The organism is Parabacteroides sp. MSK.9.14 (genome assembly GCF_019041495.1).
GTDB classification, from domain to species: domain Bacteria; phylum Bacteroidota; class Bacteroidia; order Bacteroidales; family Tannerellaceae; genus Parabacteroides; species Parabacteroides merdae.
Genome location: NZ_JAHPXO010000052.1, coordinates 1 through 24,338 on the forward strand (window position 1 = coordinate 1; position 24,338 = coordinate 24,338).

Annotated in this window: 35 protein-coding genes; 29 read left to right on the top strand and 6 right to left on the bottom strand. The window is 41.4% G+C overall.

Annotation, left to right across the window (positions count from 1 at the left end; translation table 11 throughout):
* The 6 genes from KTG12_RS19455 to KTG12_RS19475 form a co-directional block, all read left to right on the top strand.
* The coding region (locus tag KTG12_RS19455) for a DNA methyltransferase (protein WP_216945520.1) at positions 1-815 on the top strand (815 nt) is incomplete at its 5' end.
* Positions 816-817: 2 nt separating this feature from the next.
* Positions 818-1,756 carry a hypothetical protein gene (locus KTG12_RS19460; RefSeq protein ID WP_216945521.1) on the top strand — a complete coding sequence of 313 codons (939 nt, stop codon included), beginning with the start codon at positions 818-820 and terminating at the stop codon, positions 1,754-1,756.
* A 34-nt stretch (positions 1,757-1,790) separates the two neighbouring features.
* Positions 1,791-2,198 (top strand): hypothetical protein, encoded by a 408-nt coding sequence (locus KTG12_RS19465; protein ID WP_227225877.1) that lies wholly within the window; start codon positions 1,791-1,793, stop codon positions 2,196-2,198.
* A gap of 37 nt (positions 2,199-2,235) precedes the next feature.
* Positions 2,236-2,409, top strand: coding sequence for a hypothetical protein (locus KTG12_RS19470; protein ID WP_005643043.1), 174 nt, complete (start codon positions 2,236-2,238; stop codon positions 2,407-2,409).
* A 5-nt stretch (positions 2,410-2,414) separates the two neighbouring features.
* On the top strand, positions 2,415-2,651 hold the full coding sequence (locus KTG12_RS22365) for a hypothetical protein (RefSeq protein ID WP_005643046.1): 237 nt from the start codon (positions 2,415-2,417) through the stop codon (positions 2,649-2,651).
* 14 nt (positions 2,652-2,665) lie between these two features.
* On the top strand, positions 2,666-3,502 hold the full coding sequence (locus KTG12_RS19475; RefSeq protein WP_129943918.1) for a phosphoadenosine phosphosulfate reductase family protein: 837 nt from the start codon (positions 2,666-2,668) through the stop codon (positions 3,500-3,502).
* Positions 3,503-3,505: 3 nt separating this feature from the next.
* Here the strand turns inward: KTG12_RS19475 and KTG12_RS19480 are convergent, their stop codons facing one another.
* Together KTG12_RS19480 and KTG12_RS19485 are read right to left on the bottom strand one after the other, a co-directional pair.
* A complete protein-coding gene (locus KTG12_RS19480) occupies positions 3,506-3,727 on the bottom strand; it encodes a hypothetical protein (RefSeq protein ID WP_129943919.1) in 222 nt (73 codons plus the stop codon).
* Between the two features lie 267 nt (positions 3,728-3,994).
* Positions 3,995-4,273 (bottom strand): hypothetical protein, encoded by a 279-nt coding sequence (locus tag KTG12_RS19485; protein ID WP_129943920.1) that lies wholly within the window; start codon positions 4,271-4,273, stop codon positions 3,995-3,997.
* 200 nt (positions 4,274-4,473) lie between these two features.
* Between KTG12_RS19485 and KTG12_RS19490 the strand changes: the two genes are divergently transcribed.
* Genes KTG12_RS19490 through KTG12_RS19545 form a run of 12 tightly spaced genes read left to right on the top strand, consistent with a single transcriptional unit; the run spans position 4,474 to position 13,826 of the window.
* Positions 4,474-4,947: a VRR-NUC domain-containing protein gene (locus tag KTG12_RS19490; RefSeq protein ID WP_129943921.1), complete on the top strand. Its 474-nt coding sequence runs from the start codon at positions 4,474-4,476 to the stop codon at positions 4,945-4,947.
* Between the two features lie 33 nt (positions 4,948-4,980).
* Positions 4,981-5,460 carry a hypothetical protein gene (locus KTG12_RS19495; protein ID WP_155144398.1) on the top strand — a complete coding sequence of 160 codons (480 nt, stop codon included), beginning with the start codon at positions 4,981-4,983 and terminating at the stop codon, positions 5,458-5,460.
* Complete coding sequence (locus tag KTG12_RS19500) at positions 5,457-6,200, top strand: hypothetical protein (protein WP_129943923.1); 744 nt, start codon at positions 5,457-5,459, stop codon at positions 6,198-6,200. The genes KTG12_RS19495 and KTG12_RS19500 overlap by 4 nt, the downstream gene beginning before the upstream one ends.
* The gene (locus tag KTG12_RS19505) at positions 6,181-6,882 is read left to right on the top strand and encodes a 7-cyano-7-deazaguanine synthase (RefSeq protein WP_129943924.1); all 702 of its coding nucleotides are present in this window, start codon (positions 6,181-6,183) and stop codon (positions 6,880-6,882) included. The genes KTG12_RS19500 and KTG12_RS19505 overlap by 20 nt, the downstream gene beginning before the upstream one ends.
* A gap of 4 nt (positions 6,883-6,886) precedes the next feature.
* Positions 6,887-7,222, top strand: coding sequence for a 6-carboxytetrahydropterin synthase QueD (queD, locus tag KTG12_RS19510; RefSeq protein WP_129943925.1), 336 nt, complete (start codon positions 6,887-6,889; stop codon positions 7,220-7,222).
* Positions 7,206-7,751: a 7-carboxy-7-deazaguanine synthase QueE gene (locus KTG12_RS19515; RefSeq protein WP_129943926.1), complete on the top strand. Its 546-nt coding sequence runs from the start codon at positions 7,206-7,208 to the stop codon at positions 7,749-7,751. Before queD ends, KTG12_RS19515 begins: the two co-directional genes overlap by 17 nt.
* Positions 7,706-8,299 (top strand): GTP cyclohydrolase I, encoded by a 594-nt coding sequence (gene folE, locus KTG12_RS19520; RefSeq protein ID WP_129943927.1) that lies wholly within the window; start codon positions 7,706-7,708, stop codon positions 8,297-8,299. The genes KTG12_RS19515 and folE overlap by 46 nt, the downstream gene beginning before the upstream one ends.
* Positions 8,300-8,301: 2 nt before the next feature.
* Positions 8,302-8,790, top strand: coding sequence for a helix-turn-helix domain-containing protein (locus tag KTG12_RS19525; RefSeq protein ID WP_119216033.1), 489 nt, complete (start codon positions 8,302-8,304; stop codon positions 8,788-8,790).
* Positions 8,774-10,219: a phage terminase large subunit gene (gene terL / locus KTG12_RS19530; protein ID WP_129943928.1), complete on the top strand. Its 1,446-nt coding sequence runs from the start codon at positions 8,774-8,776 to the stop codon at positions 10,217-10,219. Before KTG12_RS19525 ends, terL begins: the two co-directional genes overlap by 17 nt.
* 30 nt (positions 10,220-10,249) lie before the next feature.
* Entirely contained in the window at positions 10,250-11,023 is a 774-nt protein-coding gene (locus tag KTG12_RS19535; protein WP_129943929.1) for a DUF2971 domain-containing protein, read from the top strand.
* A gap of 32 nt (positions 11,024-11,055) precedes the next feature.
* The gene (locus KTG12_RS19540) at positions 11,056-12,525 is read left to right on the top strand and encodes a phage portal protein (protein ID WP_129943930.1); all 1,470 of its coding nucleotides are present in this window, start codon (positions 11,056-11,058) and stop codon (positions 12,523-12,525) included.
* On the top strand, positions 12,522-13,826 hold the full coding sequence (locus KTG12_RS19545) for a hypothetical protein (protein ID WP_155144396.1): 1,305 nt from the start codon (positions 12,522-12,524) through the stop codon (positions 13,824-13,826). The genes KTG12_RS19540 and KTG12_RS19545 overlap by 4 nt, the downstream gene beginning before the upstream one ends.
* Before the next feature lie 180 nt (positions 13,827-14,006).
* On the opposite strand, the gene KTG12_RS19550 is transcribed toward KTG12_RS19545, so the two are convergent.
* Both KTG12_RS19550 and KTG12_RS19555 read right to left on the bottom strand, forming a co-directional pair.
* On the bottom strand, positions 14,007-14,558 hold the full coding sequence (locus KTG12_RS19550; RefSeq protein WP_129943932.1) for a phage antirepressor N-terminal domain-containing protein: 552 nt from the start codon (positions 14,556-14,558) through the stop codon (positions 14,007-14,009).
* Between the two features lie 166 nt (positions 14,559-14,724).
* Positions 14,725-14,961, bottom strand: a complete 237-nt coding sequence (locus KTG12_RS19555; protein WP_129943933.1) for a hypothetical protein — start codon at positions 14,959-14,961, stop codon at positions 14,725-14,727.
* 278 nt (positions 14,962-15,239) lie between these two features.
* Here KTG12_RS19555 and KTG12_RS19560 point away from each other — a divergent pair, with 278 nt between their 5' ends.
* The 10 genes from KTG12_RS19560 (at position 15,240) to KTG12_RS19605 (ending at position 20,906) form a co-directional block, all read left to right on the top strand.
* Positions 15,240-15,926, top strand: coding sequence for a hypothetical protein (locus tag KTG12_RS19560; RefSeq protein ID WP_129943934.1), 687 nt, complete (start codon positions 15,240-15,242; stop codon positions 15,924-15,926).
* A gap of 20 nt (positions 15,927-15,946) precedes the next feature.
* A complete protein-coding gene (locus KTG12_RS19565) occupies positions 15,947-16,555 on the top strand; it encodes a hypothetical protein (RefSeq protein ID WP_129943935.1) in 609 nt (202 codons plus the stop codon).
* Positions 16,556-16,573: 18 nt separating this feature from the next.
* Positions 16,574-17,758 carry a major capsid protein gene (locus tag KTG12_RS19570; protein ID WP_129943936.1) on the top strand — a complete coding sequence of 395 codons (1,185 nt, stop codon included), beginning with the start codon at positions 16,574-16,576 and terminating at the stop codon, positions 17,756-17,758.
* A 5-nt stretch (positions 17,759-17,763) separates the two neighbouring features.
* Complete coding sequence (locus KTG12_RS19575) at positions 17,764-18,048, top strand: hypothetical protein (protein WP_155144394.1); 285 nt, start codon at positions 17,764-17,766, stop codon at positions 18,046-18,048.
* Positions 18,049-18,095: 47 nt separating this feature from the next.
* Positions 18,096-18,395, top strand: coding sequence for a hypothetical protein (locus KTG12_RS19580; protein WP_119216025.1), 300 nt, complete (start codon positions 18,096-18,098; stop codon positions 18,393-18,395).
* Between the two features lie 2 nt (positions 18,396-18,397).
* Positions 18,398-18,877 (top strand): HK97 gp10 family phage protein, encoded by a 480-nt coding sequence (locus KTG12_RS19585; RefSeq protein WP_129943937.1) that lies wholly within the window; start codon positions 18,398-18,400, stop codon positions 18,875-18,877.
* A 1-nt stretch (position 18,878) separates the two neighbouring features.
* A complete protein-coding gene (locus KTG12_RS19590; RefSeq protein WP_129943938.1) occupies positions 18,879-19,265 on the top strand; it encodes a hypothetical protein in 387 nt (128 codons plus the stop codon).
* Positions 19,266-19,269: 4 nt separating this feature from the next.
* Complete coding sequence (locus KTG12_RS19595) at positions 19,270-20,073, top strand: hypothetical protein (protein ID WP_129943939.1); 804 nt, start codon at positions 19,270-19,272, stop codon at positions 20,071-20,073.
* Between the two features lie 69 nt (positions 20,074-20,142).
* Positions 20,143-20,682 (top strand): hypothetical protein, encoded by a 540-nt coding sequence (locus KTG12_RS19600; RefSeq protein ID WP_119216022.1) that lies wholly within the window; start codon positions 20,143-20,145, stop codon positions 20,680-20,682.
* Positions 20,643-20,906, top strand: a complete 264-nt coding sequence (locus KTG12_RS19605) for a hypothetical protein (protein ID WP_005643094.1) — start codon at positions 20,643-20,645, stop codon at positions 20,904-20,906. The genes KTG12_RS19600 and KTG12_RS19605 overlap by 40 nt, the downstream gene beginning before the upstream one ends.
* Before the next feature lie 109 nt (positions 20,907-21,015).
* Here KTG12_RS19605 and KTG12_RS19610 read toward each other — a convergent pair whose 3' ends face one another.
* Complete coding sequence (locus KTG12_RS19610) at positions 21,016-21,273, bottom strand: DUF2442 domain-containing protein (protein ID WP_005643095.1); 258 nt, start codon at positions 21,271-21,273, stop codon at positions 21,016-21,018.
* Entirely contained in the window at positions 21,218-21,523 is a 306-nt protein-coding gene (locus KTG12_RS22370) for a DUF4160 domain-containing protein (RefSeq protein ID WP_122116510.1), read from the bottom strand. Before KTG12_RS22370 ends, KTG12_RS19610 begins: the two co-directional genes overlap by 56 nt.
* Before the next feature lie 9 nt (positions 21,524-21,532).
* Here KTG12_RS22370 and KTG12_RS19620 point away from each other — a divergent pair.
* On the top strand, positions 21,533-24,338 hold a 2,806-nt coding region (locus KTG12_RS19620), incomplete at its 3' end, for a phage tail tape measure protein (protein ID WP_216945522.1).

Genomic DNA, 24,338 nt, shown 5'->3' on the forward strand with positions numbered 1-24,338 from the left:
CGTTCAGCGAAATGACTGTATTTCATTACATGAAGCATGGCTTCCGATATATGGGGCGCATTACGGTCGATACTGACGTGGTGAGGGAAAACAACCAGACCTACCGTTTGGGCTATACCGAGATGTGCAAGGATGGTTCCAAGATGGGAGTCGGATGCCCTGAATATGTATTGCTATTTCGCAAGTTGCCTACCGATACCTCACGTGCTTATGCCGACCGGCCTGTTAAGAAGGATAAGAGCGAATACTCGCTGGCCCGTTGGCAGATCGATGCCCATGCAAGTTGGAAGTCTTCCGGCAATTCATTGTTGTCATACGAAGATATGAAAGGTGCTGGAATAGATAAGATTCGGCATTTGTTTCGTAACTACGAACGTGAACATATCTATAACTATGAGGAACATGTGTCTTTTGCGGAAGAGTTAGAAGCATACGGGAAACTGCCAAGAACATTTATGGCTGTTGATCCGGTAAGCAAAAAGGATTGGATATGGGATGATGTGGTCCGTATGCGAACGCTTAACACCAAACAGTCGCAAAAGAAACGACAGAATCATATTTGCCCTCTTCAGTTGGACATCGTTGAAAGGCTGATTGAACGGTATTCAAACAAAGGCGAATTGGTATTTGATCCGTTTGGTGGTATTGGAACCGTCCCTTATTGTGCTGTCAAGTTAGGCCGTAGAGGTCTTTCTACGGAACTTAATTATGACTATTGGAAAGATAGCCTTACTTATTTGCGTGAGATTGAAATGGAAGTCGAGGCTCCTACTTTGTTTGATTTGATGGGAATTCCTGAAAGAATGACTGTATAAATATGCCAAGAATTAGAACTATAGTACCGGAATTTTGGGAAGATGAAAGGTTTTCGAACGTATCTCTTCCGGCTTGTCTGCTTTATATAGGCATGAAAAACTTTGCTGATGATAGCGGTGTCATTTTAGCTAATGAAACTATCATCAAGTCGAAAGTCTTTCCTGCCCGCGAAGATATTCGTAAGCAGCAGGTTTCTGGGTGGCTGCAAGAACTGATTGAAAACTCTATCCTTGTACCTTTTACATTCGAAAACAAAAGCTACTACGTGATGGACTTTTCCAGTGAGCGCATCGACAAACCGCAAAAGTCAAAAATTCCTGCAGAAGTAATAGAAAAGTCAAAAATTCCTGCAGAAGTAATAGAAAACGTTCTTTCGGGCAAAAAACAAAGCAATTCGGGAACATTCGCGAATAATCCCGAACAGTCGGGAATATTCGAAACTACTCCTGCTGGAAAGGAGAGTAAAGGAGAGGATTGTAAAGGAGAGGAGGGTTATACGCGCGCAGGCACGCGCAACCCTGACCCTGAACCGGAGAAACCCAAGAATGAAAATTTTGAAAAGTTCAAGCAATGGATTGCTGCGAATGCTCCTAATGTGGCTAAACTGAAAGAGCCGTTTACGGAAGAACAATTCGAACGAATAAAGCGAGATTTCCCGCTTCAGTTAATCCAGGACACTCTTGTCTCGATGCACAACTATCGAGAGTTGCTCAAAAAGTACGTTAGTGCAAACCTTACGTTCCGCAAATGGGCGAAACGTGATTTAGAAAAATATCAAGATGGACAAACAACAAGCAATACAACTGTTGTCACAGATAGACTCAACAACAGGCGTACTTCCTCCGGAACTGATGCCGAAAACAAGAGACGCGAGCGTGAGCATCTTGGGCACCTTGCCGATGCCATATTACAACAGTCTGCGGCCCAAAACAGTAAATGACGTGTTTGATAGCCCAAGTTGCTCTATAGCGGTTATGAACAAAGAATTTGGAGAGACGCATCTTCGTGGATTTATGGTAAAAGTCTTGAATGATTTGATAGATTTTTTCAATGTCGGAAAATCGATCGGAGCGGTGCAAGTCGCACAAACAGTTGATCTGATTATTGATGAATACTATTTCTTTAAGCCTGATGATTTCAAGCTATGTTTTAATCGGGCGAAAAAGGGATTGTATGGAAAGGTTTATGATCGGATAGACGGGGCTGTTATCTTAGAATGGCTTGGCCGGTATGAGAAAGAAAGGGGGGCTATGGCCATGGATGATAGTATCAATAATTCCAAAAGCTGGGATATACCGGAAGGCGATAGGACTTCTAAAACATTGGAACAAGCGTACCATGAGTTTAGGAAGTATGATTTTGAACGGAAATATAAGGGGTAAATATTAAAAAAACATCAATAATTAAAAAGAAGTAAATATGAAAAGTTATCAATATGAAGAAATTGTCTTTTGGCTATCATTCATAGCCTACCTGATTAGCCACATAGCTAGTTTTGATATTTGGGTACAAAATCTATTGCTTATCAATGCTCTTATAAATATGTGCTGTGCTATTTATTATGCTTATAAGCATAGAAAAGACGATGACTAAAAAATATGAATATAGATACTGAATTTAACGTAGGAGATAGCGTATGCTATCTGAGTGGGGATGACATTATCCATACAACTATAAGCAAAATAATCATCGAAATATCCTATACTGATGATAGTTTTCTTATGGTTTATAAGCTGTCAGATGGACTTAGTGTACCCAGAAATAATTATCCCAAATGGGATAAAAGACTTTTTAAAGACAAAGAGAGTTTGATAAAATATTTATCTGATTCATAACAAATAAACAGACAATGTTACAGGACAAAATAAACTACTCCATTGCACTGCTGCGTAAGTGCGAGAAGATGGCGCTTGATTATGATCCGGAGAATGGCTTTTATTTGGCCTTTTCCGGTGGAAAAGATAGTCAAGCACTTTATCACATCGCAAAGATGGCTGGTGTAAAGTTTAAGGCTCACATGAATCTTACATCTGTTGACCCTCCGGAAGTCATTCGGTTTGTGAAACAGAACTATCCGGATGTAGAGCTGATAAAGCCAACGATGTCGGTTTATGATATGGCTCTAAAGAAGCACTTTATTCCAACAAGGACGTTTCGCTGGTGTTGCGCTGAATTTAAAGAAATGTCCGGTGCAGGGAAAGTTACCTTGATCGGCATTCGTAAAACTGAAAGTATGCAGCGTTCCAAACGTGAAGAAATTGAGATTAGCGGCCGTAAATTCAGCGGGAACTTCGACCAATTTTCTGAGCATAAAGAAAAGATGGTTACTTGTGTTAAAGGTAAGGACAAGATTCTTGTTTCTCCGATTATCCATTGGACAGACAGAGATGTGTGGGGCTTTCTGAATGGAAATGGAATAGAACACTGTTCTTTGTACGATGAAGGATATAAGCGAATAGGTTGTATTCTTTGCCCGATGGCAAACCGAAAACAAAAGATGAAAGATATAAAGCGGTTTCCTCATGTTCGTAGGAAATGGGTACAAACAATTCAAAAACTCATTGATGCCGGATATATCAATCACAATTTTACCGATGCGGAATTTGGCTTCAATTGGTGGATAAGCGACAAGAGTTTCGATCAGTTTTATGCAGACGAAGTTCTACAACAGAAAATTCAATTTTAAAAATTATTGAACTCTTTCAAAATAGATAGGCTTCTGATTTGGATTCAGTTTTACAAGATAACCATCATAAACTAATTGCGATATTGCAAGTCCGACTTCGAGTCCGTCTTTTATAGAAGGTTCCAATGCTTGAGCCCATAACAAAAGCATGTGCTTGGTTATACCAGTTTGTCCAACTGTTGTATTGTTCAATAATCCCTGTAGAATTGCATCCTGAGTGTTCATAATTATATGTGTTTTAACAATAAATTGCAAAGATAATTAATAAAATGATAATTGCATGGTTTTCTTGCGGAGCAATCAGAGCAACCGATACATACTATCCAAAGCGATAAGTATAGTTGTGTGGCCGATATACTTTGGAAAGACTGGATTAACAGTGTGCATTGTGCGGCTTGTAGTTGGTATAAAGAATGTGAATTAAAAGAGCTAAGTATGATAATAGATAAGCAATAAGGGTATGTCATTTTTGGGCATACCCTCATAAATAAATTAAATAAAAACTTGAAATGTGAGTTGACTTACGTAGTTCCCATTAGAATTACTTCCTGTACTTAAATCAGTTGTTACATGATTAGTTTTAACCTCACATTTGTTATCCATGAAAGAGTTCATATAACTACAAATAGAGTTTTCTAAATCATTTGGATTACCATAGTAAAGTTTTTCGCAAATAACCTTTACTAAAGTGTTTCCACACCCTTCAAAAAGTCTTGGACTAATTGTTTGATTGTGTTCTTTTCCTGTCGCTGTTAATTTAATTGTTAGCATAATTGTGAAATTTGATGTTGAAAAATGATATTGCTGAAGTAAATATCGGAAATTAAAAATTACCAACCAAATAAAATTCAAAATGTATGACCATAAAAGTATCAGATTTGATTCAAATCACGAAAGAAGTGAGTTAAGAAAGTCCTTGGTAATCCAGAGGGCTTTCTTTCTGTTCTTTATATCTTATATGAAACTAAGATATGAAAACGCAAAAATGTATAGCCTGTGGCTGGGAAACAGTTTCTGTGATCAAAACAGAAGAAGGATATATCTGCTATAACTGTTACTCTGATAAAAAGAACCCTCCAAAACAAAAGCAACACCATGATAACGAAGAAGCTCGGATTCAGTCGGAGTTTTTCAGCAAGGTTCCTTTATTCTTTCCTAATTTGCCGGATCGACTTCTTTTTGCAGTCCCGAACGGTGGCAGCCGGCATAAAATAGAAGCGGCTAATATGAAGCGCCAAGGCGTTAAACGTGGAGTGGCCGATGTAATCCTTCAGATACCGAAAAAGGGATATGCTTCTCTTTGTCTAGAGTTCAAGACATCTACAGGTAAACAGTCTGCAGAGCAAAAGGAATACCAACGCCAGGTTGAGATGGCGGGTAGTAAGTATGTGATTGTTCGGAGCGTGGAACAGGCTATCCGGGAACTGCAACTGTATTTAGGTTAATAGATTTCTCTGTTATATTTTAGAATAAAAGTTATGGCTGAATTGAAGTATGACCCTCGGAATTATCGTATCCACACGGATAAGAATAAAAGACTTATTAAAAAGAGCCTGGAGGACTGTGGAACTGGTCGTTCTATTCTTCTGGATAAGAACGATGTTATTATTGCCGGGAATGGCGTTTATGAGCAGGCTTTAGAACTGGGGTTGAAAGTCCGAATTGTAGAGTCTGATGGAAATGAATTGATAGCGATCAGAAGAACGGATTTGTCTACAGAGGATGAAAAAAGAAAGCTTTTGGCTCTGGCTGATAACCATACATCAGATACTTCTATGTTCGATTTTGCAGCTGTAGTTGAAGATTTTGGTATTGACGAACTTGGTGATTGGGAGTTGGAGCTTCCATTTGATGATATGCCGACAGATGTGGATCGTTTTTTTGAGGGAGCAGACAAGGTGGAGAATAAGAGAAAGACTATGATTTGTCCCCATTGTGGGAAGGAGATAGAGTTATGATTTTATACCTTGCCGGTTATAAGTATTGTGCCAAACGGTGGAATCTCGACACGAAAGATATCTATCTTTTAAGTTCTTTTTGGGAGCATAAATCAGGGCATTATGGTAGTTATGTCTGTCAAGAGAAGCATATTCTTGATAGCGGGGCGTTTTCTGCTTTTTCTGGGAAGAATGATAGTTTTGACTGGGATGGCTATGTTAAGAAATATGCCGACTTTGTTTTAAAGAATAACATTCAACGTTTCTTTGAGCTGGATATAGACGTTGTCGTTGGACTGGAGAAAGTCGAATATTATCGTAGATACTTGGAAGATCGTATAGGACGGCAGCCTATTCCTGTTTGGCATGCAAGTCGAGGGAAGGAATATTTTATTCGGATGTGTGAGGAGTATCCTTATGTTGCGATTGGTACGACTTCGGCAATGGAAGAAGGTCGGCGGATAAGAGAGAATCCTATGATATTAAAGTGGTTTATCGATCAAGCTCATTCTGCCGGTACTCGTATTCATGGGCTTGGATTTACAAATACGACACTTCTTCCTTTTTTGAAGTTTGATAGTGTTGATAGTACGACCTGGTTGTCTGGTTCTAGATTTGGGCAAATTTATTTCTTTAATGGAAAGCAAATGGTATATCGTAATCCCCCAAAAGGAATGCGGGCTAAGAATCATGATTTATCGAATAGACACAATTTTAATGAATGGATAAAATTTCAAAGGTATGCAGAACAATACTTATAATAAAAAAGTCCTTCTGTATTCAGGAGGCATGGATAGCTGGTTGATTGATAAACTCTGGAAACCGGATATAAGGCTTTATATTGATATGAATACCCGTTATTCGAAAGAAGAAATGAAGCGTCTTCCGGATGATATTGTTATTGAAAAGTTGGATTTATCAAAATGGGAACGTGAGGATAAGATTATTCCTCTTCGAAATATGTATTTGATTGGTATCGCAACGAATTATGGCGACGAAATCTGTTTGGGAGCGACAGCCGGTGACCGGGTTCTTGATAAATCACCTGTATTTGCCGAATTGTACGAGGAGTTACTCGGATATCTCTATCAGAAACAACATTGGACTGAGAAACGAACGATCAGGATAAATTTGGATTATAAAGCATATACTAAGACAGAGTTGTTGAAGCAATATATAATTCAAGGAGGCAGTATTAATGAAGCGTTTAGTTCGTCGTTCAGTTGTTATGCTCCTGTTGATGGGCACGAATGTTGGAACTGCAAACCGTGTTTCCGCAAATTCATTGCTTTTGCATTGAACGGATATCCGTTCCCCAGAGAAGTAATAGACATGAATATATCTTATATAAAGCGTGAAATACTTCCTTTAATCGAATCTGGCGAGTATGGTCGGAAACGGGAGGAGGAAGAGATAAGACAAATATTAACTCTTTATCGATAAATCTATGTATACAGTAAGGAAACGTCTTGAGATATCAGCGTCTCATCGTTTGAATCTCTCTTATACGAGTAAGTGTGAGAATTTGCATGGACATAATTGGATTGTAATTGTTTGGTGTAGATCTAAGCAGTTGAATCCAGATGGTATGGTTGTCGACTTTGCCCATATTAAGCAAATGATTCAGGAAAAATTGGATCATAAGAACTTGAATGAGGTATTATCGTTTAATCCGACAGCGGAAAATATTGCGAAATGGATCTGTAATCAGATACCTCAATGTTTTAAAGTGATGGTCCAGGAATCGGAGAATAATATAGCGTGGTATGAAAAAGATAAATGAGATTTTTTACAGTATCCAGGGAGAGGGGTATTTTACCGGTACACCGACTGTTTTTGTTCGCTTCTCTGGATGTAACTTGAGGTGTCCGTTCTGTGATACAGAACACAAAGAAGGCAAGATGTTAAGTGATGATGATATTATTGCAGAAATAAATCGTTATCCAGTTTTACATGTTGTATTGACAGGTGGAGAACCTTGTATGCAGGTTACATATGACTTGGTTGATAAGATCAAGGCCACTGGCCGATTTGTTCAGATTGAGACAAATGGAACTTTGGTTCCACCTGTAAATATAGACTGGATTACGTGTTCCCCGAAAGATGGAGGTAAAACTGTCGTGATTAACCCGAATGAATTGAAGGTAGTTTATATCGGACAGGATATGTCGCAATATGATAAATATTCAGCAGGAATATATTATTTGCAGCCTTGTTCCGGTCAGAATACGAAGGAAGTTATTAATTATATTAAAGAGCATCCGAAATGGAAATTAAGTCTACAAACACACAAGATATTGAATGTGCGATAAGAACGATCCTTTCTTTTATCGGTGAGGACCCTTGTAGAGAAGGATTAAAAGGAACACCGGATCGTATCATAAGAATGTGGAAAGAGATCTTTCGTGGATATGATCTGGCACAGGTGCCTAAAATAACGGTTTTTCCTAATGGAGTGGATGGTCTTTCTTGTAATAGTGTTATCGCAGATTCAGGTGGATTTTATTCAATGTGTGAACATCACATGATGCCTTTCTTTGGGAAGTATTGGTTTGCTTATATTCCTAATCCCAAAGGTAAGATATTGGGCATATCGAAAGTTGGTCGTGTTGTTGATTATTGTGCGGCACGATTACAGGTACAAGAGCGATTGGCGAAAGATATCATTGTGATGATTCAAGAAGCGTTAGGTTCGGAATATCCACCTTTGGCAATGGGTATAGTGCTAGAGGGAGAACACTTGTGTAAGTCAATGCGTGGTGTAAAGAAAGAAGGTAAAATGCGCTCTTCTTTCTATTTAGATAATGGAAGTTTACCTGAGTTGAAGGCGGAATTGTTCCGATTCGTTAGTTTTGGTTAGGTATGTCAGAGAAGAATGAAGTAAAAAAGAAAAGTAGGGGGCGTAAGTCTGAATATAGAGAAGAATATGCAGAGCAGGCTCTAAAACTTTGTCTGTTAGGTGCAACAGATAAGGAGATTGCTGAATTCTTCTCTGTTTCGGAACAAACGTTGAATAGTTGGAAGAAGAAGTTTCCTCAATTTCTTGAGTCCTTAAAAAAGGGAAAAGCTGTAGCAGATGCAAATGTAGCATCGAGACTTTATAGCCGTGCGATTGGTTACGATGCCAGAGCGACGAAGTTTGCTACCAATGAGGGTAAGATTACGGACAAGGTGGAATATATCGAACATTACCCTCCGGACACAACTGCCGCCATTTTCTGGCTGAAGAACCGGCAACCTGGCAAGTGGCGTGATAAGAAAGAAGTGGAGAACCAGGTCAAACTGGGTGATGAATTGGAATCGATGTCAGATGAAGAACTAGCAGCAATTATCCGTGGTGAAAAGGAGTAAGAGAGAAATATTGATCAGGCAGGCGAAGGCTGCGACCATATTGCGCAAACGGGAGGCTCGGAATGATTTCTGGGCCTATTGTTTATATCATGATCCTAAGTTCTTCGCTAAGCGTTTGTTTTTGAAGAAGGTGGCGGACGCATTTACGCGGGTGTACGAATCGTATTTGTCGGGTGTGATTCGTCGGCTGGCCGTCTCCATGCCGCCACGTGCCGGGAAGTCCTATATATCATCCTTGTTCATTTCGTGGATGCTTGGCCATTTCCCGGAAGAGTCGGTCATGCGCAATTGTTGTTCCGATACATTGTATAATAAACTATCTTATGATACACGCGACATTGTCCGCTCTTCCCGGTTCAAAGAGATATTCCCGGATGTGCAATTGCGAGGGGATAAACAGAACGTACATGGCTGGAGCTTGGAAGCTGCCCGGCAGGTGAGTTACTTCGGGGCTGGTGTAGGCGGTACGGTAATCGGTTTCGGTGCGTCTATGTTGGCCATGACCGACGACTTGTATAAAAGTTTGGAAGATGCACTATCTGACACCAATAACGAAAAGGTCTGGTCTTGGAAGCAGGGAACACATGATTCTCGTATCGAGGGAAACTGTTGTTCAATCGACATCGGTACCCGCTGGTCGGCTACGGACGTTCTTGGTCGTATGGAGGAAATGGGGAAGTATGACGAGATTATCCGTATCGCAGCCCTGGATGAGAACGACCGCTCTTTTTGTGAGGATGTGCATACAACGGAGTATTATCACGAATTGCGAGAGGAAACGGACGATTCCATCTGGTGTGCCGAGTATATGCAGGAACCGATCGAGGCTATTGGGTTGTTGTTCCCAAAATCAGAATTGAACCGCTTCAAGCTGGCAGATATCGAAGGTAAACAGCCGGATGGCGTGATCGGTGCTACCGATGTGGCCGACGAAGGAGACGACGATTTTTGTGCACCGATTGCCAAAGTATTCGGTACAAAGTATTTCATTACCGATGTCCTGTTTACGAAAGATAATGTCGAGATTACCGAACCGAAGTTAGTTTCCTTGATTCTTAACACCCGCTGCGACAATATGCGTATCGAAAGCAATAACGGCGGCCGTCTGTTTGCTCTGAATGTCCGTAAGGCTGTAAAGGCAAAGAATGAGAAATGTATCATTCAGGCGAAACCGACAACAGCCAATAAGGATACACGTATCTTGTTGAAGTCTGGTTGGATTAAGAAGCACTGCTATTTTTTGGAAGAGGGCGAGTATAAGAAAGGTTCGGATTACGATCGGTTTATGAAAGCGCTTACCGGATATAAGAAAGAAGGTGGCAATAAACATGATGATGCTCCGGATGGTATGACGATCCTTGCCGAGAATGTAGAGTTCATCGGGTTGTGCAAAAATAATCGGGTACGGCAGGTGGCAAAAGGAAGGTAAATATTATCTTTGTTCTCAAAATAGTTAGTTATGAATGGAAATACTCTATATAAGTATAGAAGTTTGTATAAAGAAGATGGTTCATTGAATAAGTTTACATGGAAACTATTATTTAATGGAGAAATTTATTTGTCTGATTTTGAAAGTTTAAATGATCCTTGTGAAGGTCAAATTATTCCTAGATATAGGGATATTACAAAGGAGAAAATATTGAAAATCCATCCATGGATGGATACTATGCCATATTTCAATGATATTGATTGGAAAAGTGAGGAAGTTGTAACAAGGATACAAGATATATTGACTCCTTCTATTAAAGAAAAGTTAAAGAAGTATGGCGTTTTTTGTGTATCATCTGATTGTGAAAACGATTTGTTATGGGCTCATTATGCGGATTCTCATAAAGGTATTTGTGTTGGATTTGATATAGACAAATTGGAGAAAATATCAGGATATAAAATATATCCAGTTAAGCCAGAACAGAAGAGGCCTGAAGTAGAATTTTCGGATGATGAATCTCATTATAAAAATTTTCTGATAAAAATGTTGACAACCAAACCTATGTGCTGGAAATATGAGAAAGAATACAGGATGGTGGCACTTAGTCCACAGAAACGAAATATATGTTGTTTTGGGGCTATAAAAGAAATTTATTTAGGTTGTCGAATTGAAAAAAACAAAAACTTTAATAGAGAAGATTTTATAAGGCGTTTAAAAAAAGTTCATCCTCTTTGTGTGATAAAAGAGATGAGAGTGAATATTGATACTTTAAAAATTGAAAGTCATCATATTTTAAGTAAATAATTATTTGGCATATATTTTATGAGAAAAAGTATATGCCAAGTATAAACGACATTCTTGCAAATGAAGATTTCGGGCAGGTAGTCAGTTCGTTATGTGTCGATACGATTGAATATCGGGAACCAAGAGAATATTACAAAGAATACCACGGTGAGCGCCGTCGGCGTAAGACTTCTGTCGGTTGGCGTGAACCGAAACGGTTGGCTGTCTATTCGGAAACCTTGAAAGATAAGAATGGTGAGCCGTTACGACTGGAAGATAAGATCGTAGATGTAGCACGTATCGTTACCAACTTCCCGAAAAAGGAAGTGCGTACCTCTGTCGCCTTCTTGTTTGGCGGGCAAATGACGATTACGGGAACTGATCAGAACGATGGTTTTCAAGAATTCAAACGTGTATGGGAACGCCGATTGAAAATGCAATCCGTCTTGAAGTCGTTCGCTCGTAAGGTGCTTTCTGAAAGTAAGGCTGCCCTTGTGTTCTATCCGTATACATCCAAAGGATTAGACGGTAAATTGATTACGGAGTTGAAGGTGAAAACGCTTTCCGTTCCCCATAATGAAAATACTTTCTCTGAATTTTATCCCCACTTCGATGATAACGACGATATGGATGCCTTTATTCATCGTTACCAAGTGAACTCTAATGGTATGATCCGGAACAGTTGTACAATCTGGACAGTAGATAAGATTATTACGGCTATCGATGAAATGGGTGGCTGGGTAATAAAAGAGGTTCCCAATCTATTCGGAAAGATTCCAGTCGTGTATGCAGATGTTTTCCAACCGGAATGGGACGAGGTTGCCGGTATCATGGATGCGCGGGAAATGCGTTTGTCCCGTATGGCCGACACTAACGACTACTTTGCGGAACCAATCTTGAAAACGTATGGCGATTCCGATTTACCTTCTAAGGAAACAACCGGGAAAGATCTTAATTTCCCCATTAAGGTCGATGAAGTATCTGGCAAGGAATATCATGGCGATGCCGATTATTTGACATGGACTGGCTCCCAGCCATCTGTAGATAAAGAATTGGAAGAAACGAAAAACGAACAATTTGCTGGTACATCTACGCCGGATCTTTCTTTTGATAACTTGAAAGGCATTGGCAACCTGTCCGGTGTCGCTCGTAAATTCATGCTGATGGATGCAACTATCAAGGCGAGTGAGAACATGGAAACGTTCGGTCCGGTGGTTCAGCGTTGCGTGTCGGTCGTGTTGGCTGGGATATGCAATATTACCAACATCAAGTACCGTCCTCAATTGGTGAACAACCTGATCGATGTGGAATTTGGTTCCATTTTGCCGGAAGATTTGGCTGAAACCCTGCAAACCTTATCTATTGCCAATGGAGGCAAACCGATTAACGCTCAGCGCACGGTTACGGCTCATTCTCCGCTAACAGAAGACTTGGACGAAGAAATGAAGTTGATGGAGGAAGAGGAGGATGCGGCTGCGCAACGTAATAACATGGTTGGTCTGACAATGGGATATGGAGAATGAAAGAACTATCATTTCACGAACAACAATTCCTGCAACGTCTGTTCCTGCAACAAGGCAGCATAAAGTATTCGTTTGACGAGTTTGTCCGCAGGGTAGGACCTCTTCTTGCTAAATGGTCGGATCATGGCGGCGACCGTGTATGGATAGGTAATGCTACTATTGAAAAGCAAATAGAACGTCTGTTGGATGATTTACACACGCAGCTCGTAAGCAATATATCCAATACGGCTACTGATGTATGGAATTTAGGCAATAAGAAAGCGGATGAACTGGTAACGGGCTATATTAAGGATATGGCTATATCCAGTACGCTAAGGGAAAAATTGTTTTCCCGGAATGCCGATGCGCTGAATACTTTATTGAAACGTAAAGATGAATTTGGTAAAACCATATCCTCCCGTGTTTGGGATATAACGGACGGGGCTATGGATAATTTGGAATATTATCTTTCTTCGGGTTTGTCCTCCGGCCGTCCGGCAGCGTTGATCAGCCAAGATATACGGCAATTGCTAAACGAACCCAACCGTCGTTTCCGCCGTGTAAGGGACGCGAGTGGGAAGCTGGTTTTATCTCAACCAATGAAAGACTATCATCCGGGGCAGGGTGTTTACCGTTCGTCTTACAAAAACGCTCTACGTTTAGCTGCAACGGAGACCAATAAGGCTTTTCGAACTGCCGATTACGAACGTTGGCAGAAAATGGACTTCGTGACTGGTTATGAGGTGGAACGTTCACCATCGAATCACGGTCCGTGTCCTGTATGTGATGCAAAGGCTGGCCAATACTCGAAGGATTTTAAGTTTACGGGCTGGCATCCGTTCTGCATCTGTATAGCTACGCCGGTCATGATGGATCATGAGGAGTTTGCGGAATGGTTGCTGGGGGATGGAAAGATTGAAAGAGATAGTATTTCAATCCAATATTCAAAAGATAGAACGAAAGAGCTGCAAAATTGGGCAAAGCAGTCTTTATTGAATGGCTCATTCTCTCATAAAGATTTTCCGGTACGAGTTAAAATGACAGGAAAGTCTATCAAAGAGTTCTTGAATCAGCCTCATAAGTTCAAGAAAGAGAAGAACGAATTGATAAAAAATATAGGAGCGATATTTGCCGGTTCGGATTACAAGGGGTATACTGAATACCATAAGGATAATCCTATGATTAAATATTCTCATGTTTTTGAAATTGAGTTGAACGGAGAGAAAAGTTGGATTATTGTTAGAGAAGATATAACCGGGAATGCCGTCCTTTATAGTATATCGGATAGTGATAAGGTCTTGACTGGCATAAAAAAGAAGTAGCCCGATAGACCATCACCGTAGAACTACAATCCACGGCTGAATCTATCAGACTACTTTATGTTTTTAGAAGAATGATTTTCAAATAGCCCCCTTGGAACTGCAATCCAAGGACTTGTTTGTAAACCACTTCTTTCTGCAAAAATATAAATTATCTCCTAATTGTCTAACGATTTCGGATTTTTAATTGTCAAAGTCGAGAATAAGCTGTTTCCCGTTGGCCTTCCATTGCTCAAATGAGTAGTCTACCGTCATGTTCATTTGCTTTGTAGCTTTGGCTAGTTTGTTCTTCGCTTCATGGAACTCCTTTTTGAGGATTTGGATACGGGCCCAGTCTTCTGCTTGTCGTTTCTGCTTTTGATTGACGAAGCTGGCGTAAGAGGCGAAATGATCATACAATGTATCGTAACACTGCATTTTGTATTTAATGACGGAAGGTCTTACTTCTTCATCAACTCGATTAGTATCAATTGAAAATAACCATCCAAAAACGTATCGGATAGGAATGCAGTACATTTCACGTTCTTTCCCGTCTGCGGCAACCGAGGTCATGATGACCCCGGTTGAACTTAATATTTCATCACGATCAATTCTATTACGTTGAGCTTTGGCGTCTATGCCAAGAGCATCACAAATAGGTTTGATGGGAACTAGTTGATTAGGATCATTACTAGCCATGATAGCCACATTGTTTACTTTCGCAATCTCTTTTACGTTAAATGATAAATTTTTCATATTTCCGAAAAAAGCGAGGGCAAAGGGGATTCTGTAGTAAAGTGGCAGTTTACAGAATACACCCAATGCCCTCTAAATTTCCTATTGACGCAACTGCCACGTAACGTCTTTCTGAGATAATATATAAATCAGAAAAACTTTTTCTGGAAGCAGATGGCGATACCTTCTATACTTTCGCTTTTTGCGTCTGCAATTTCGAATTTAATTTCTCAGCTTCCTTTTGCATATTTTCGGAAGCATGTTTGATGTAGTATAGCATTCCTTCGGTTCTTCCGATTTCTCGGCCGGTATTGAATGCGGCTTGTAGTTCAGGAGTGGAGTACTTACCCATTTCGGAGGGTTTGGCCGTTGGTTGTTGGGTACTATTATTTCCCGACAAACAATTTTCTCTGAGTTTGGACATGATTGAATATTGTTTGTTGTAAGTGGATAGACAAAAGAACGGTTTCGCCTGTCCCTTTGTCCTACACCTCAGATGGCAGTTATGGCCATTAAGCCATATCAAGGGGGTACGAAACCGTTATGTTATATGTTCATGTATGGGTACAAGAGTACCAATACAAAAATATGTTCAGCGGTTACCCGCCATCTGAGAATTTAGGACACCACAAAGATGAACACTTATTCTGAATCCTGCAAGAAAAAACTTTCCCTCCCTTATATTTTAAACAGAAAACTCTTATGACAATTTTAGATTTAATCAAGGCGGCATGTAAGACGAAAGGCGTGCCAGAGAAGTATGCGGAACGTATTCAGAAGACGTTCAAAATCGAAAAAGCTGAAGGAATGGAGGCTTTTGTGGACCTGTTCAAAGAAAATATCCTTCCAGCTATCCAGGAAGCGGAGAATGAAGCTAAGACTACGGCTGAAACGGCTGCGGTCGCTGCATACGAAGCAAAACATGGATTAAAAGACGGTAAACAGGTGGAAGATCCGGATAAGAATAAGAAAACGGAAGAAGATCTGTTGAAGGATCTTAGTCCGGAAGTAAAAGCTTATTTGGAAAGCATGAAAAAGAGTGTCGATGATATGGCTAAAAAGGTGGGTGATTCCATTACCAACTCGGCAAACGAAGCCAAAAAAGAAACAGTTCGGAAGCAGTTGAAGGATGCCGGTCTTCCGGATAGCTGGCTGGGACGTGTGGATTTGGCTTCTGAAACGTCTATCGAGGATCAGATCAAGACATTATCCGAAGAATATACCGGAATCCAGCAAAAGGCGATCGATGATGCTGTGGCTCGTGGCGATTACGCTCCCGGTTCCGTAAATCTTCAGGATCGTTCCGAAGCGGATTGGGCGAAGCTGATGGATCAGGACGTCGATAATAGTGCAAATAATCCCGGTGTGGTAAACCTGGGTATTGAATAATCCAAGTAAAGTGTAACGTTATGTACAGAAAAAGAGAAAGAGAATTCCAGTATCCTCCCGGAATTGAAAAGATTATTGAGGATGTGATCGGTGGCGGGACGATTGACCGCAGAGACTTGCAGAACGCTTTGTTCAATGGCAAGGCATTGGACGAACTGCCTCCGATTGTAATTGTAGTAAAAGATCCGGAAACAGGGCTGTATCATGTATTGAAGACGGCTACGGTTTCGGAAGCTGCTGCTGCCGATGCGACAGCGTATAAGGTGGCCAAGAACCATCTGTTAGGTGTGGGTGACTTCGTGACGGTTGGTGGAGCGTTGACAGGCGCATCCGATAAGATCACAGCTATCGATAAGAGTAATGCGGATTTCGATACGATTACGTTGGCAGCAACGATCGGGGCTGCAACAAAAGGTCAAGTATTGGTTCAGGCTAAAGACAAGCAGGCTGCGAAAGCCGCCAAGTTACCTTATGATGGCGAATTGGTCGTCACGATGAATAAAGTCGACTTGACTGTAGCTAACCAGCAGTCCGGGTTATTGGTAAGAGGTACGGTAAACGAATCCTGTATGCCGTTCCCGGTAGATAAGGACTTAAAGGCATTAATGTCGTTTATCCGTTTTGTGTAATCCATTAAAATCTGATATATGGAAAGAAGTTTAATTAAACAGGTGAATAAAAAGAACATGGCGGCTCGTTTGAATACCCGCCATGTGAAACCAGTCGTTTTCCCGAACTTCTTCGGGGTGAAAAGAAAGACTTCGTTGAAGTGGGAGACACTGACCGGCGAGAAGGGTGCTCCGGTAATGGCAGATGTGATCTCTTTTGACGCTTCCGCTCCGCAGAAGACGCGCGAGGTAATCAGCAAGTTGTCCGGTGATATTCCAAAGACAGCCGTTAAGCGTGGTATGAACGAAAGTGATTACAACGAGTACAAACAGTTGGAACGTGACGCACAGGGTGACGCAGACCAATTGGCATTGCTGAACCTGGCTTTCAAGGATCAGGATTTCGTGTATAACTCCGTCCGTGCCCGTTTCGAATGGTGGTGTATGCAGCTCATGAGCCGTGCGGGTTTCCATTTGTCGGCAAAGAATAATGGCGGTGTCGTTACGGCTGAGTTTGTTGGTTGCGGTATGCCGAAGAAGAACCAGCGTAAATCTTCTGTAGATTGGAGCAACGCTTCAACGGCTAACGGCTTGCAGGATATCGAAGATACGGTTGTTGCTGCTTCTGCCGAGGGAGTAACGATTCGCTATGTAGTGATGCACGTGGCTGACTTCTCTTTGTTGAAGAAGCAGAAATCAACATTCGACACATTGAAGGCATGGGTTAATTCGTCTTCAAAAATATTGGTGACGAAAAATCTTATCAACGAGTATCTGGCCGAACAGGAAATCCCGGTGAAGATCATTACTGTGAATCCGTCTGTCCGTATCGAGGACAAGGCTCATCGTCGTAAGACGATCAATCCGTGGGAGCGTAAACGTGTATGTTTCTTGGAGGATTTGAAGGTTGGTGATATCCAACACGGACCGATTGCAGCCGAATCTTCCGCTACCTTGCAGAAGATTGCCCTCATGGTAAAACAGGATTGGGTATTGGTAACCAAATGGTCAGAACTGGAACCGTTCAAGGAATGGACGAAGGCAGAAGCAAATGCTATTCCTGTCGTAAATGATCCGGATGCCATGTTCATTATGAAGGTGGACGGCAAGGATTGGAACGCATCTGAAGATACTGAAGGTACGGATGATATCCCGGCAACATTCTTAGGTGAAACTGTTGAACCGGAAGATCAAACGATTCAGGATACTGAAAACGGAGAATAACAATCATGGCTAAGACGATTCGAGATACAATACTAGCTTATCCCGGTCTCGCGGATTGTGAAGATTTTTTGGATAACGTCGTTTTGCCGGGACGCGGTTTTGAAGGTACAGAAGATAGTAAGACGATCGATATTCAAAAACAAAAGCTGGTGGCTGCCGACCTGTATTCAATGGTCGGTGGTCTACCGGACTTCACAGAAAACAAACTCTCTATCACTTATCCTCGTTCCTGGTATGACGCTACGGCAAAACGGCTGTATAGGGAAGGTGGAGAACCGGAGAAAGCATAACTGATCGGGAATAAGATTGAAGTTCCAAAAGGAAGGGCGCAAAACAGATGGTAAGACGGTATTCACATAAAGCGATAGTAACAATCCAATCCGGACAATTGGTAAAAGGGGAATGGGTTGCCGGAGAACCGACGGAAATAGAGGTTACAGGGCAATACTTTCCATCCAATAGCGGACAGCAATTGAAGCGGAATGTCGATGGGAAGGAATTTATCGTACACGGTGAGTTCTCGACAAAGGCCCGTCCTGTGGAAAATGCGAAGCATATCCGGATTGATAGTATCGCTCTCGATGTGGATATTATCTGTTGGGAGCCGTTTCAGACTCACTCTGTAATTTATGTATAGCGATGGCAAGGAAAGGTGGTTTGACTCCGATGTGGAGCGATAGAGAAGTAGAACGTTGGTTTGATTATTTTGTGGACCGGGCGGAAGAGCGGATATACAAATTATTGCAACGTGCCGGGGAAGAGTTCGTGAAGATTGCCCGAAAGAAAGGAAACTATCAGGATCATACTGGTAACCTCCGTAGCTCTATCGGTTATGTGATCGTCAAGGATGGCGATATATTGACTGAGAATTACAAACAATCCACATCGGGAACAGATAAACAGACAGGTATACGTGAAGCGAAACGGTTGGTTTCCGAGCTGATACCTCTTTATAAGAGAGGTTGGGTATTGATTGGGGTAGCCGCCATGCCATACGCTGTTTATGTGGAAGCAATCGACAACCTGGATGTTATCTCTGTTGCTTCCGACCATACCGAAGAATGGATTAAGAAACAGAGTCGGATATTATTCAACAAACTAGCGGAGAAAGGATATTGATATGGCTGATCAGTTTGATATAGTAGATATCGTGTATGATGCAGTTGAACCGGTCAGTACCGGCTTTATCTTGTACAAAGATTGCTCTGGTGATGGTGAGACAAAGAATCACATCACAATCCGAATGCTTACACTAAATGAAACAGATGTTGTGAATAAAGGTTCGGTCAATATCAATGTATTTGTGAAAAAGCAGAAGAACGGTATGCCTGACCGTCAGTTAATGAAAGGAGTGACACGAAAAGTTAAGTCTGCACTACGAAATATCACACCTCCTTTCGGCATGTATTGGAAATCTCGGATCGTATGGTCCGAACCTCTTGGCGAAGCAAAAGAAGGCTTCGATTGTACGAATATAAGATTTGAAGTAATAACAGAAATAGATTAAGAATATGGCTAATGAAAGAAGTTTGGCGGTAGGCGTATCCTTCTTAGGATATGGTGACCCCGGTGATGGTGTTCCGGCCTCTATTTATACACAGTGTCCGATCGTTCATGAAGGCTCAGTTGCTTTTAATTTCAATGAAGCGACCTCTGTCGATTTCCGTGCGGAAGGGATGAAAGATCCCTGGGAGTCATTCGATAAAGCTGGCGACCCGGATAGTTTTGAATTTGCTATCCCGTCGCCGACAGCTCAGGAGATGCTCGCGTTTTGTGGTGGTTCTGTAAGTGGTGGTAAGTGGAATGCTCCGATTGATATTCCAAATATCCGCAAATCGTTCAAGATACAGACAACACCGTACAAAGGTAAGTATACGGAATATACATTTGCCATTTGTAAAGTCAGTGCCCGCTTGAGTCAGGCTCCGTCTTCAGAACAAACAGACCTTTTGCTAGTTAAATGTACCCGTTTGGCAGCAATTACCTCTGCAGGGCAGCAACGATCTTCGTTCGGTCGGGCGGTGATGAATGTAACCCTTACTCCGGTAACGGCAGTTGTAATCACCGGTACACCCAAAGTTGGTGAAACGCTTATGGCCACCTTGACACCAGCGGAAGCGACTGGTGATTTCCAATGGCAACGTAAAGTGGATGGCCAGGGAGAAGCCCAAGATATTGAGGGGGCTATTGGTGACAGTTATATGATCCAGCCGGAAAATGAAGGCGATAAAATCCTTGTCAAGTTTACGGCAAACGGTTTGTATTCCGGAGAGAAGACAAGCGCAGAAACAGAAGCCGTACAAGCAGCAGAATAATTAAGGACTGTTGTTTAGGTTATCGAAAGCCTCGGAACTATCCGGGGCTTTTATATTTTAATCGAAAATATGAGTGTAAAACAAGTACTCCAGTTAGAAAGTGAATCCGTTTCTTGTCAGCCGGTAACCATTCCGTTTGAATTTACCCGGCTTGAATCATTACCGGAAGGAAAGACGGTAGGGGATAGTATCGCCATAACTCCGATCACTGTCCGCACCTGGTTTAGAATAAAGCCTCTTTTGCTTTATATCGATAAAGAGGATAGAGATGTTTTGATTGCTGATAAGAATAAAGGATTTTCCAATCAAGTCGCCGAACTGATAGCCAAATATGACGAACTTATTTTTGAAATCGTATGCCTTGGCATTCATAATAAGAAAGGTGATATGCCGGCCTGGTTCCGGGAAGTTCTGAAAGACAACTGTACATGGGAGGATATCTATATCCTTCTGAATGCCGTCTTGTACCGGATAGGCTGTAACCCTTTTTCTCGTACTATCATAGCGCTGGAAGCTGTGAGCCCGTTAAGCGAAGTGGAGATAATAGCCCTTCAGAAAAACAGCGAGACATGGAAGAAGAAGGCCCTCAAAGCAGCTTCATGTTCTTAGTGACCTGCAACGAGGCTTTCGGCTATTCTCATGAACAAATATTGGATAGCAGCTTTGTTTTGTTGGTCGGCATGCTTCGTGAACGTGGTTATTTGATGAATCGAAGGGTCAAAGATTTTCATTCGGAAGATACGTCAATTAAAGAGGAAGATGGAGAATGGGTTGAAATGGTTGACTTCGATACAGGCCATGTGAAACGGATAAAGAAAGTTTTATCTGCATAACTATATATTATATTGAAAGTAGAGAAAAGGTTTTGTCATAGTGATAAATTTTGATTTGTTTGGTAGTAAGAAAGCCCTGCGGACTGTGAAGTTAGCAGGGCTTTGTTCGTTAAAAAGATATCGGGTAACGTTCCGGATGAATTATGCTGTCAATCTCAAGATCCACATCGATTGCATCCCAACGCAACGATTCTTCATCCGGCATGGTTACATCCAATACATCCGAGACTTTTGCATTTCTAAACCAAGGATATCTGTCATACGATAGATAATATTCCTTTCCTCCTACGAAAAGGAGGATACCGCGTGCATTAATCATTGTTACTTCCGCGGTGGTTGTTCCATTTTTCTCTAATAATACGCTCATGTTTTTGTACCTCCTTTAGTATGTTTGAAATTTCAGTTGAAGAAAAACCTTTATTCTCAGCCAAAGAAATAGAAGGTTCTATCCAAATTTTAGCCTTTTTTTCTGCCTGTCTGATATGTATATGCATTCTGTTTTCTTCTAAAGAGAAGAAAAAGAAACGCATTCCATTTTTATAAAAAACCGTTGGACTCATACAGCAAATATACAAAAGATTCCTGAATACAAATGCTTTTAGTTTATATTTTACCATAAACGCATTATGGGAATTAGAAATAGGGAGGGAGCGCTATATGTTGCGACAGGATTTGATAACTCTGGCTTTTACGAGGGGAAACGCGAGGCTATGGGAATTATCAAGACTCTGGCAAGTGAGATTACCTCTTTTGATATATTCAGTGGTATCGGTATCAGTGCGGCAACTGCTTTTGCACAAGCTGCAAAAAGCTCATACGACTTTGAAAAAGAGTTCCGGAAGAACATGCTGGAAGTGGCAACCATTTCCACACAGGTGACGGATGATATGACCGGTTTTATGAATCAGGTTATGTCCATAACCCAAGAGATACCGATTAAGGCTCCGGAGGCCGCCAAAGCACTCTATAGTATTGTTTCTGCCGGTCATGATGGGGCAGATGGTATGAAGATTCTAGAAGTTTCGGCTAAAGCAGCCGTGGGAGGGCTTACAGAAACCGAGACGGCAGCCGATGCTGTTACAACGATCCTGAATGCTTATAAGATGTCAGCAGAGGAGGCTGGTACAGTCTCGGATCAGCTTTTTACAACTGTCCGATTGGGTAAGACTACATTTGGCGAATTAGGAGCCTCCATAGCCCAGGTTGCGCCTATTGCGGCCGCATACGGGATCAGTATTGATCAAGTGTTGGGCGCAGTCGCTTCATTGACCAAACAAGGAACGCCGACAGCGCAGGCAATGACTCAAATCCGGGCTGCTATCCAGGGTACTGCCGGAGAACTTGGAGATGCTGCTTTCCAAGGACGTACTTTCCAAGAAGCATTGCAGTTGATTAACGAGAAGGCTGGCGGTTCCGCTTCTAAGATGAAGGAAATGCTCGGTACGGATGAAGGATTGGCTGCAACATTGGCTTTGACCGGAAAGAATGCAAGGTCGGCAGCGAGTGATCTCGGAGAGTTACAGAACTCTTTAGGAGCTACGGAAGCTGCGTTTGAGAAGATGAAAGATGCTGCAGACAATCAGCTTACATTGTTGGCTAATAATGTACAGGTCTATTTGCGTCCTTTGGGAGAGAAGATTCTGAAAGAAGTCTCCGATATTGCCAAGGCTTTTAATGAAGCATTTGAGAATAACGATATAGAAGGTACAATATCAAACCTTGAATCGTTGGTAAAGAATGCAGCTGGAGCTTTTCTTTCATATAAAACAGCTATTTTATTGGTTCAGGTAGCTCAACATTCGTATGTAAAATCATCTGCTCTAAGCCGATTAGCGACAATTCAACATACGACAGCTACAGCATTGCTTACCGGTGCTTTAAGAAAACAGGCTGTTGCTATGTTGGCGGCAGGAAAGGCAGCTCTTACAAACCCGTATGTATTAGTTGTGGCAAGTGTTACCGCATTGGGATATGCAATATTCAAACTTGCGACACAGGCTACAGCTTCGGAAAAGGCATTGGCTGCTCATAATAAGAGAGTCGCAGAAATGAGAGAATGGTCTGACGGAATGAGAAGTCAGACGGAAGAAATGTTGGGTGTGTTGCAAGATGAAAATAAGTCCACTTTGCAAAAGGTTGAAGCTTATAAAAAGTTACAAGAGCTTTATCCGAATGAATTGAAGAATCTTTCTCTACAGAAATTCCTTTTAATGGATATGGTTGAAGTCAACAAGATGTTGTCCAAGTCGATAGATGATCGTATGATGGCACAACAACGTGCAACTGTGAATTCCATTGAAGAAGAGATTGAGAAAAATAATAAACAAATTGCAGAACTTGAGAAGTTGCAAATTGGTGCAACATCATTTGCTTCTGCACTTATGATAGATAAATTGCGAAAACGGAATGAGCAGCTAAAGATAGAACATGAGAAAGCAGTAGAGATTGTTGTACAAGGATTAAAAGATCGTACAAAAGCAGAGGCTTTGGTAAATAGCCAATCAAAACAAGAAGAGACGAAATTTGCAAAACCTGTAGATCAGAAAGAACTTGAGAAACAGAAAAAACTTCAAAAGGAACTTTTATCCCTTCGTCGTCAAAACCAGCAATCCGAAATTGACCTGATGAAAGAAGGTTTCGACAAGAAGATCGCCCAGTTGAATCTTGACTATGACAGAGAGTTGGATACTATCCGTGCAAGAGAAAAAGAATGGAGAGAGGCACAAGGCGGAAAGTTGACTAAAGAGCAGACGATTGAGATCCGAATGGCAAAAGTCAATGCTGGGGCCAAATTAGGAAATGCGACATCTGATGTTATCCATGAGCAGATTGAAGCAGAAGAACGCGCCATGAACGAATACTTGAAAGAATATGGTTCATATTTGGAAAAGCGTCAGGCTATCACGGAGCTTTATAATGAGAAGATAGCAAAGGCCACAACGGAAGGTGAACGGCTTTCCCTTGCAGAAGGTATGAAGAAAGATCTGGCGGACGTGGATAATGAAGCCCAAAAGAGTACCTCCATTATCACCCGGCTGTTTGATGATATGAGTAAAAAGAATATCACCTCTATTCGTGCCATTGCGGATGAAGCGGAAAAATTCTTGTCTTTTCTTGAAAGAGGGGAATATTCATCTGATAATTCATTCGGTATTACCAAAGAACAGTTTGATGTGCTTCGCAAATCACCGGATCAGTTGAAGGCCATCAAGGATGAAATAGCCAATGTCCGCCGTGAAGCCGACCAAATGGAAACCTCTTTTAATAAAGTTTCAAATGGCCTAAAAAAAGTCTTTACCTCTGAAAGTGATGCCAGGAAGTTAAAAGAAGGTTTGGCAGAAATAGAAGAGGGCATGAGTGAAATTATGCAGACCGGGCAGTTCCTCTCTGACACGTTTTCGAAGCTCGGAGATTCGTTCGGTGGTGTATTCA

What these genes read in the sequence shown, in the direction of transcription:
- KTG12_RS19525 (WP_119216033.1), top strand. Translation starts at nt 8,302, where the DNA reads ATGTCAGAGAAGAATGAAGTAAAAAAGAAAAGTAGGGGGCGTAAGTCT.
- KTG12_RS19460 (WP_216945521.1), top strand. Translation starts at nt 818, where the DNA reads ATGCCAAGAATTAGAACTATAGTACCGGAATTTTGGGAAGATGAAAGG.
- KTG12_RS19465 (WP_227225877.1), top strand. Translation starts at nt 1,791, where the DNA reads ATGAACAAAGAATTTGGAGAGACGCATCTTCGTGGATTTATGGTAAAA.
- KTG12_RS22365 (WP_005643046.1), top strand. Translation starts at nt 2,415, where the DNA reads ATGAATATAGATACTGAATTTAACGTAGGAGATAGCGTATGCTATCTG.
- KTG12_RS22370 (WP_122116510.1), bottom strand. Translation starts at nt 21,523, where the DNA reads ATGGTAAAATATAAACTAAAAGCATTTGTATTCAGGAATCTTTTGTAT.
- KTG12_RS19495 (WP_155144398.1), top strand. Translation starts at nt 4,981, where the DNA reads ATGGCTGAATTGAAGTATGACCCTCGGAATTATCGTATCCACACGGAT.
- KTG12_RS19580 (WP_119216025.1), top strand. Translation starts at nt 18,096, where the DNA reads ATGGTAAGACGGTATTCACATAAAGCGATAGTAACAATCCAATCCGGA.
- KTG12_RS19540 (WP_129943930.1), top strand. Translation starts at nt 11,056, where the DNA reads ATGCCAAGTATAAACGACATTCTTGCAAATGAAGATTTCGGGCAGGTA.
- KTG12_RS19500 (WP_129943923.1), top strand. Translation starts at nt 5,457, where the DNA reads ATGATTTTATACCTTGCCGGTTATAAGTATTGTGCCAAACGGTGGAAT.
- queD (WP_129943925.1), top strand. Translation starts at nt 6,887, where the DNA reads ATGTATACAGTAAGGAAACGTCTTGAGATATCAGCGTCTCATCGTTTG.
- KTG12_RS19570 (WP_129943936.1), top strand. Translation starts at nt 16,574, where the DNA reads ATGGAAAGAAGTTTAATTAAACAGGTGAATAAAAAGAACATGGCGGCT.
- KTG12_RS19550 (WP_129943932.1), bottom strand. Translation starts at nt 14,558, where the DNA reads ATGAAAAATTTATCATTTAACGTAAAAGAGATTGCGAAAGTAAACAAT.
- KTG12_RS19505 (WP_129943924.1), top strand. Translation starts at nt 6,181, where the DNA reads ATGCAGAACAATACTTATAATAAAAAAGTCCTTCTGTATTCAGGAGGC.
- KTG12_RS19610 (WP_005643095.1), bottom strand. Translation starts at nt 21,273, where the DNA reads ATGAGCGTATTATTAGAGAAAAATGGAACAACCACCGCGGAAGTAACA.
- KTG12_RS19590 (WP_129943938.1), top strand. Translation starts at nt 18,879, where the DNA reads ATGGCTGATCAGTTTGATATAGTAGATATCGTGTATGATGCAGTTGAA.
- folE (WP_129943927.1), top strand. Translation starts at nt 7,706, where the DNA reads ATGGAAATTAAGTCTACAAACACACAAGATATTGAATGTGCGATAAGA.
- KTG12_RS19575 (WP_155144394.1), top strand. Translation starts at nt 17,764, where the DNA reads ATGGCTAAGACGATTCGAGATACAATACTAGCTTATCCCGGTCTCGCG.
- KTG12_RS19595 (WP_129943939.1), top strand. Translation starts at nt 19,270, where the DNA reads ATGGCTAATGAAAGAAGTTTGGCGGTAGGCGTATCCTTCTTAGGATAT.
- KTG12_RS19605 (WP_005643094.1), top strand. Translation starts at nt 20,643, where the DNA reads ATGGAAGAAGAAGGCCCTCAAAGCAGCTTCATGTTCTTAGTGACCTGC.
- KTG12_RS19485 (WP_129943920.1), bottom strand. Translation starts at nt 4,273, where the DNA reads ATGCTAACAATTAAATTAACAGCGACAGGAAAAGAACACAATCAAACA.
- KTG12_RS19515 (WP_129943926.1), top strand. Translation starts at nt 7,206, where the DNA reads ATGAAAAAGATAAATGAGATTTTTTACAGTATCCAGGGAGAGGGGTAT.
- KTG12_RS19560 (WP_129943934.1), top strand. Translation starts at nt 15,240, where the DNA reads ATGACAATTTTAGATTTAATCAAGGCGGCATGTAAGACGAAAGGCGTG.
- KTG12_RS19480 (WP_129943919.1), bottom strand. Translation starts at nt 3,727, where the DNA reads ATGAACACTCAGGATGCAATTCTACAGGGATTATTGAACAATACAACA.
- KTG12_RS19565 (WP_129943935.1), top strand. Translation starts at nt 15,947, where the DNA reads ATGTACAGAAAAAGAGAAAGAGAATTCCAGTATCCTCCCGGAATTGAA.
- KTG12_RS19490 (WP_129943921.1), top strand. Translation starts at nt 4,474, where the DNA reads ATGAAAACGCAAAAATGTATAGCCTGTGGCTGGGAAACAGTTTCTGTG.
- KTG12_RS19475 (WP_129943918.1), top strand. Translation starts at nt 2,666, where the DNA reads ATGTTACAGGACAAAATAAACTACTCCATTGCACTGCTGCGTAAGTGC.
- KTG12_RS19600 (WP_119216022.1), top strand. Translation starts at nt 20,143, where the DNA reads ATGAGTGTAAAACAAGTACTCCAGTTAGAAAGTGAATCCGTTTCTTGT.
- KTG12_RS19555 (WP_129943933.1), bottom strand. Translation starts at nt 14,961, where the DNA reads ATGTCCAAACTCAGAGAAAATTGTTTGTCGGGAAATAATAGTACCCAA.
- KTG12_RS19585 (WP_129943937.1), top strand. Translation starts at nt 18,398, where the DNA reads ATGGCAAGGAAAGGTGGTTTGACTCCGATGTGGAGCGATAGAGAAGTA.
- KTG12_RS19535 (WP_129943929.1), top strand. Translation starts at nt 10,250, where the DNA reads ATGAATGGAAATACTCTATATAAGTATAGAAGTTTGTATAAAGAAGAT.
- KTG12_RS19545 (WP_155144396.1), top strand. Translation starts at nt 12,522, where the DNA reads ATGAAAGAACTATCATTTCACGAACAACAATTCCTGCAACGTCTGTTC.
- KTG12_RS19470 (WP_005643043.1), top strand. Translation starts at nt 2,236, where the DNA reads ATGAAAAGTTATCAATATGAAGAAATTGTCTTTTGGCTATCATTCATA.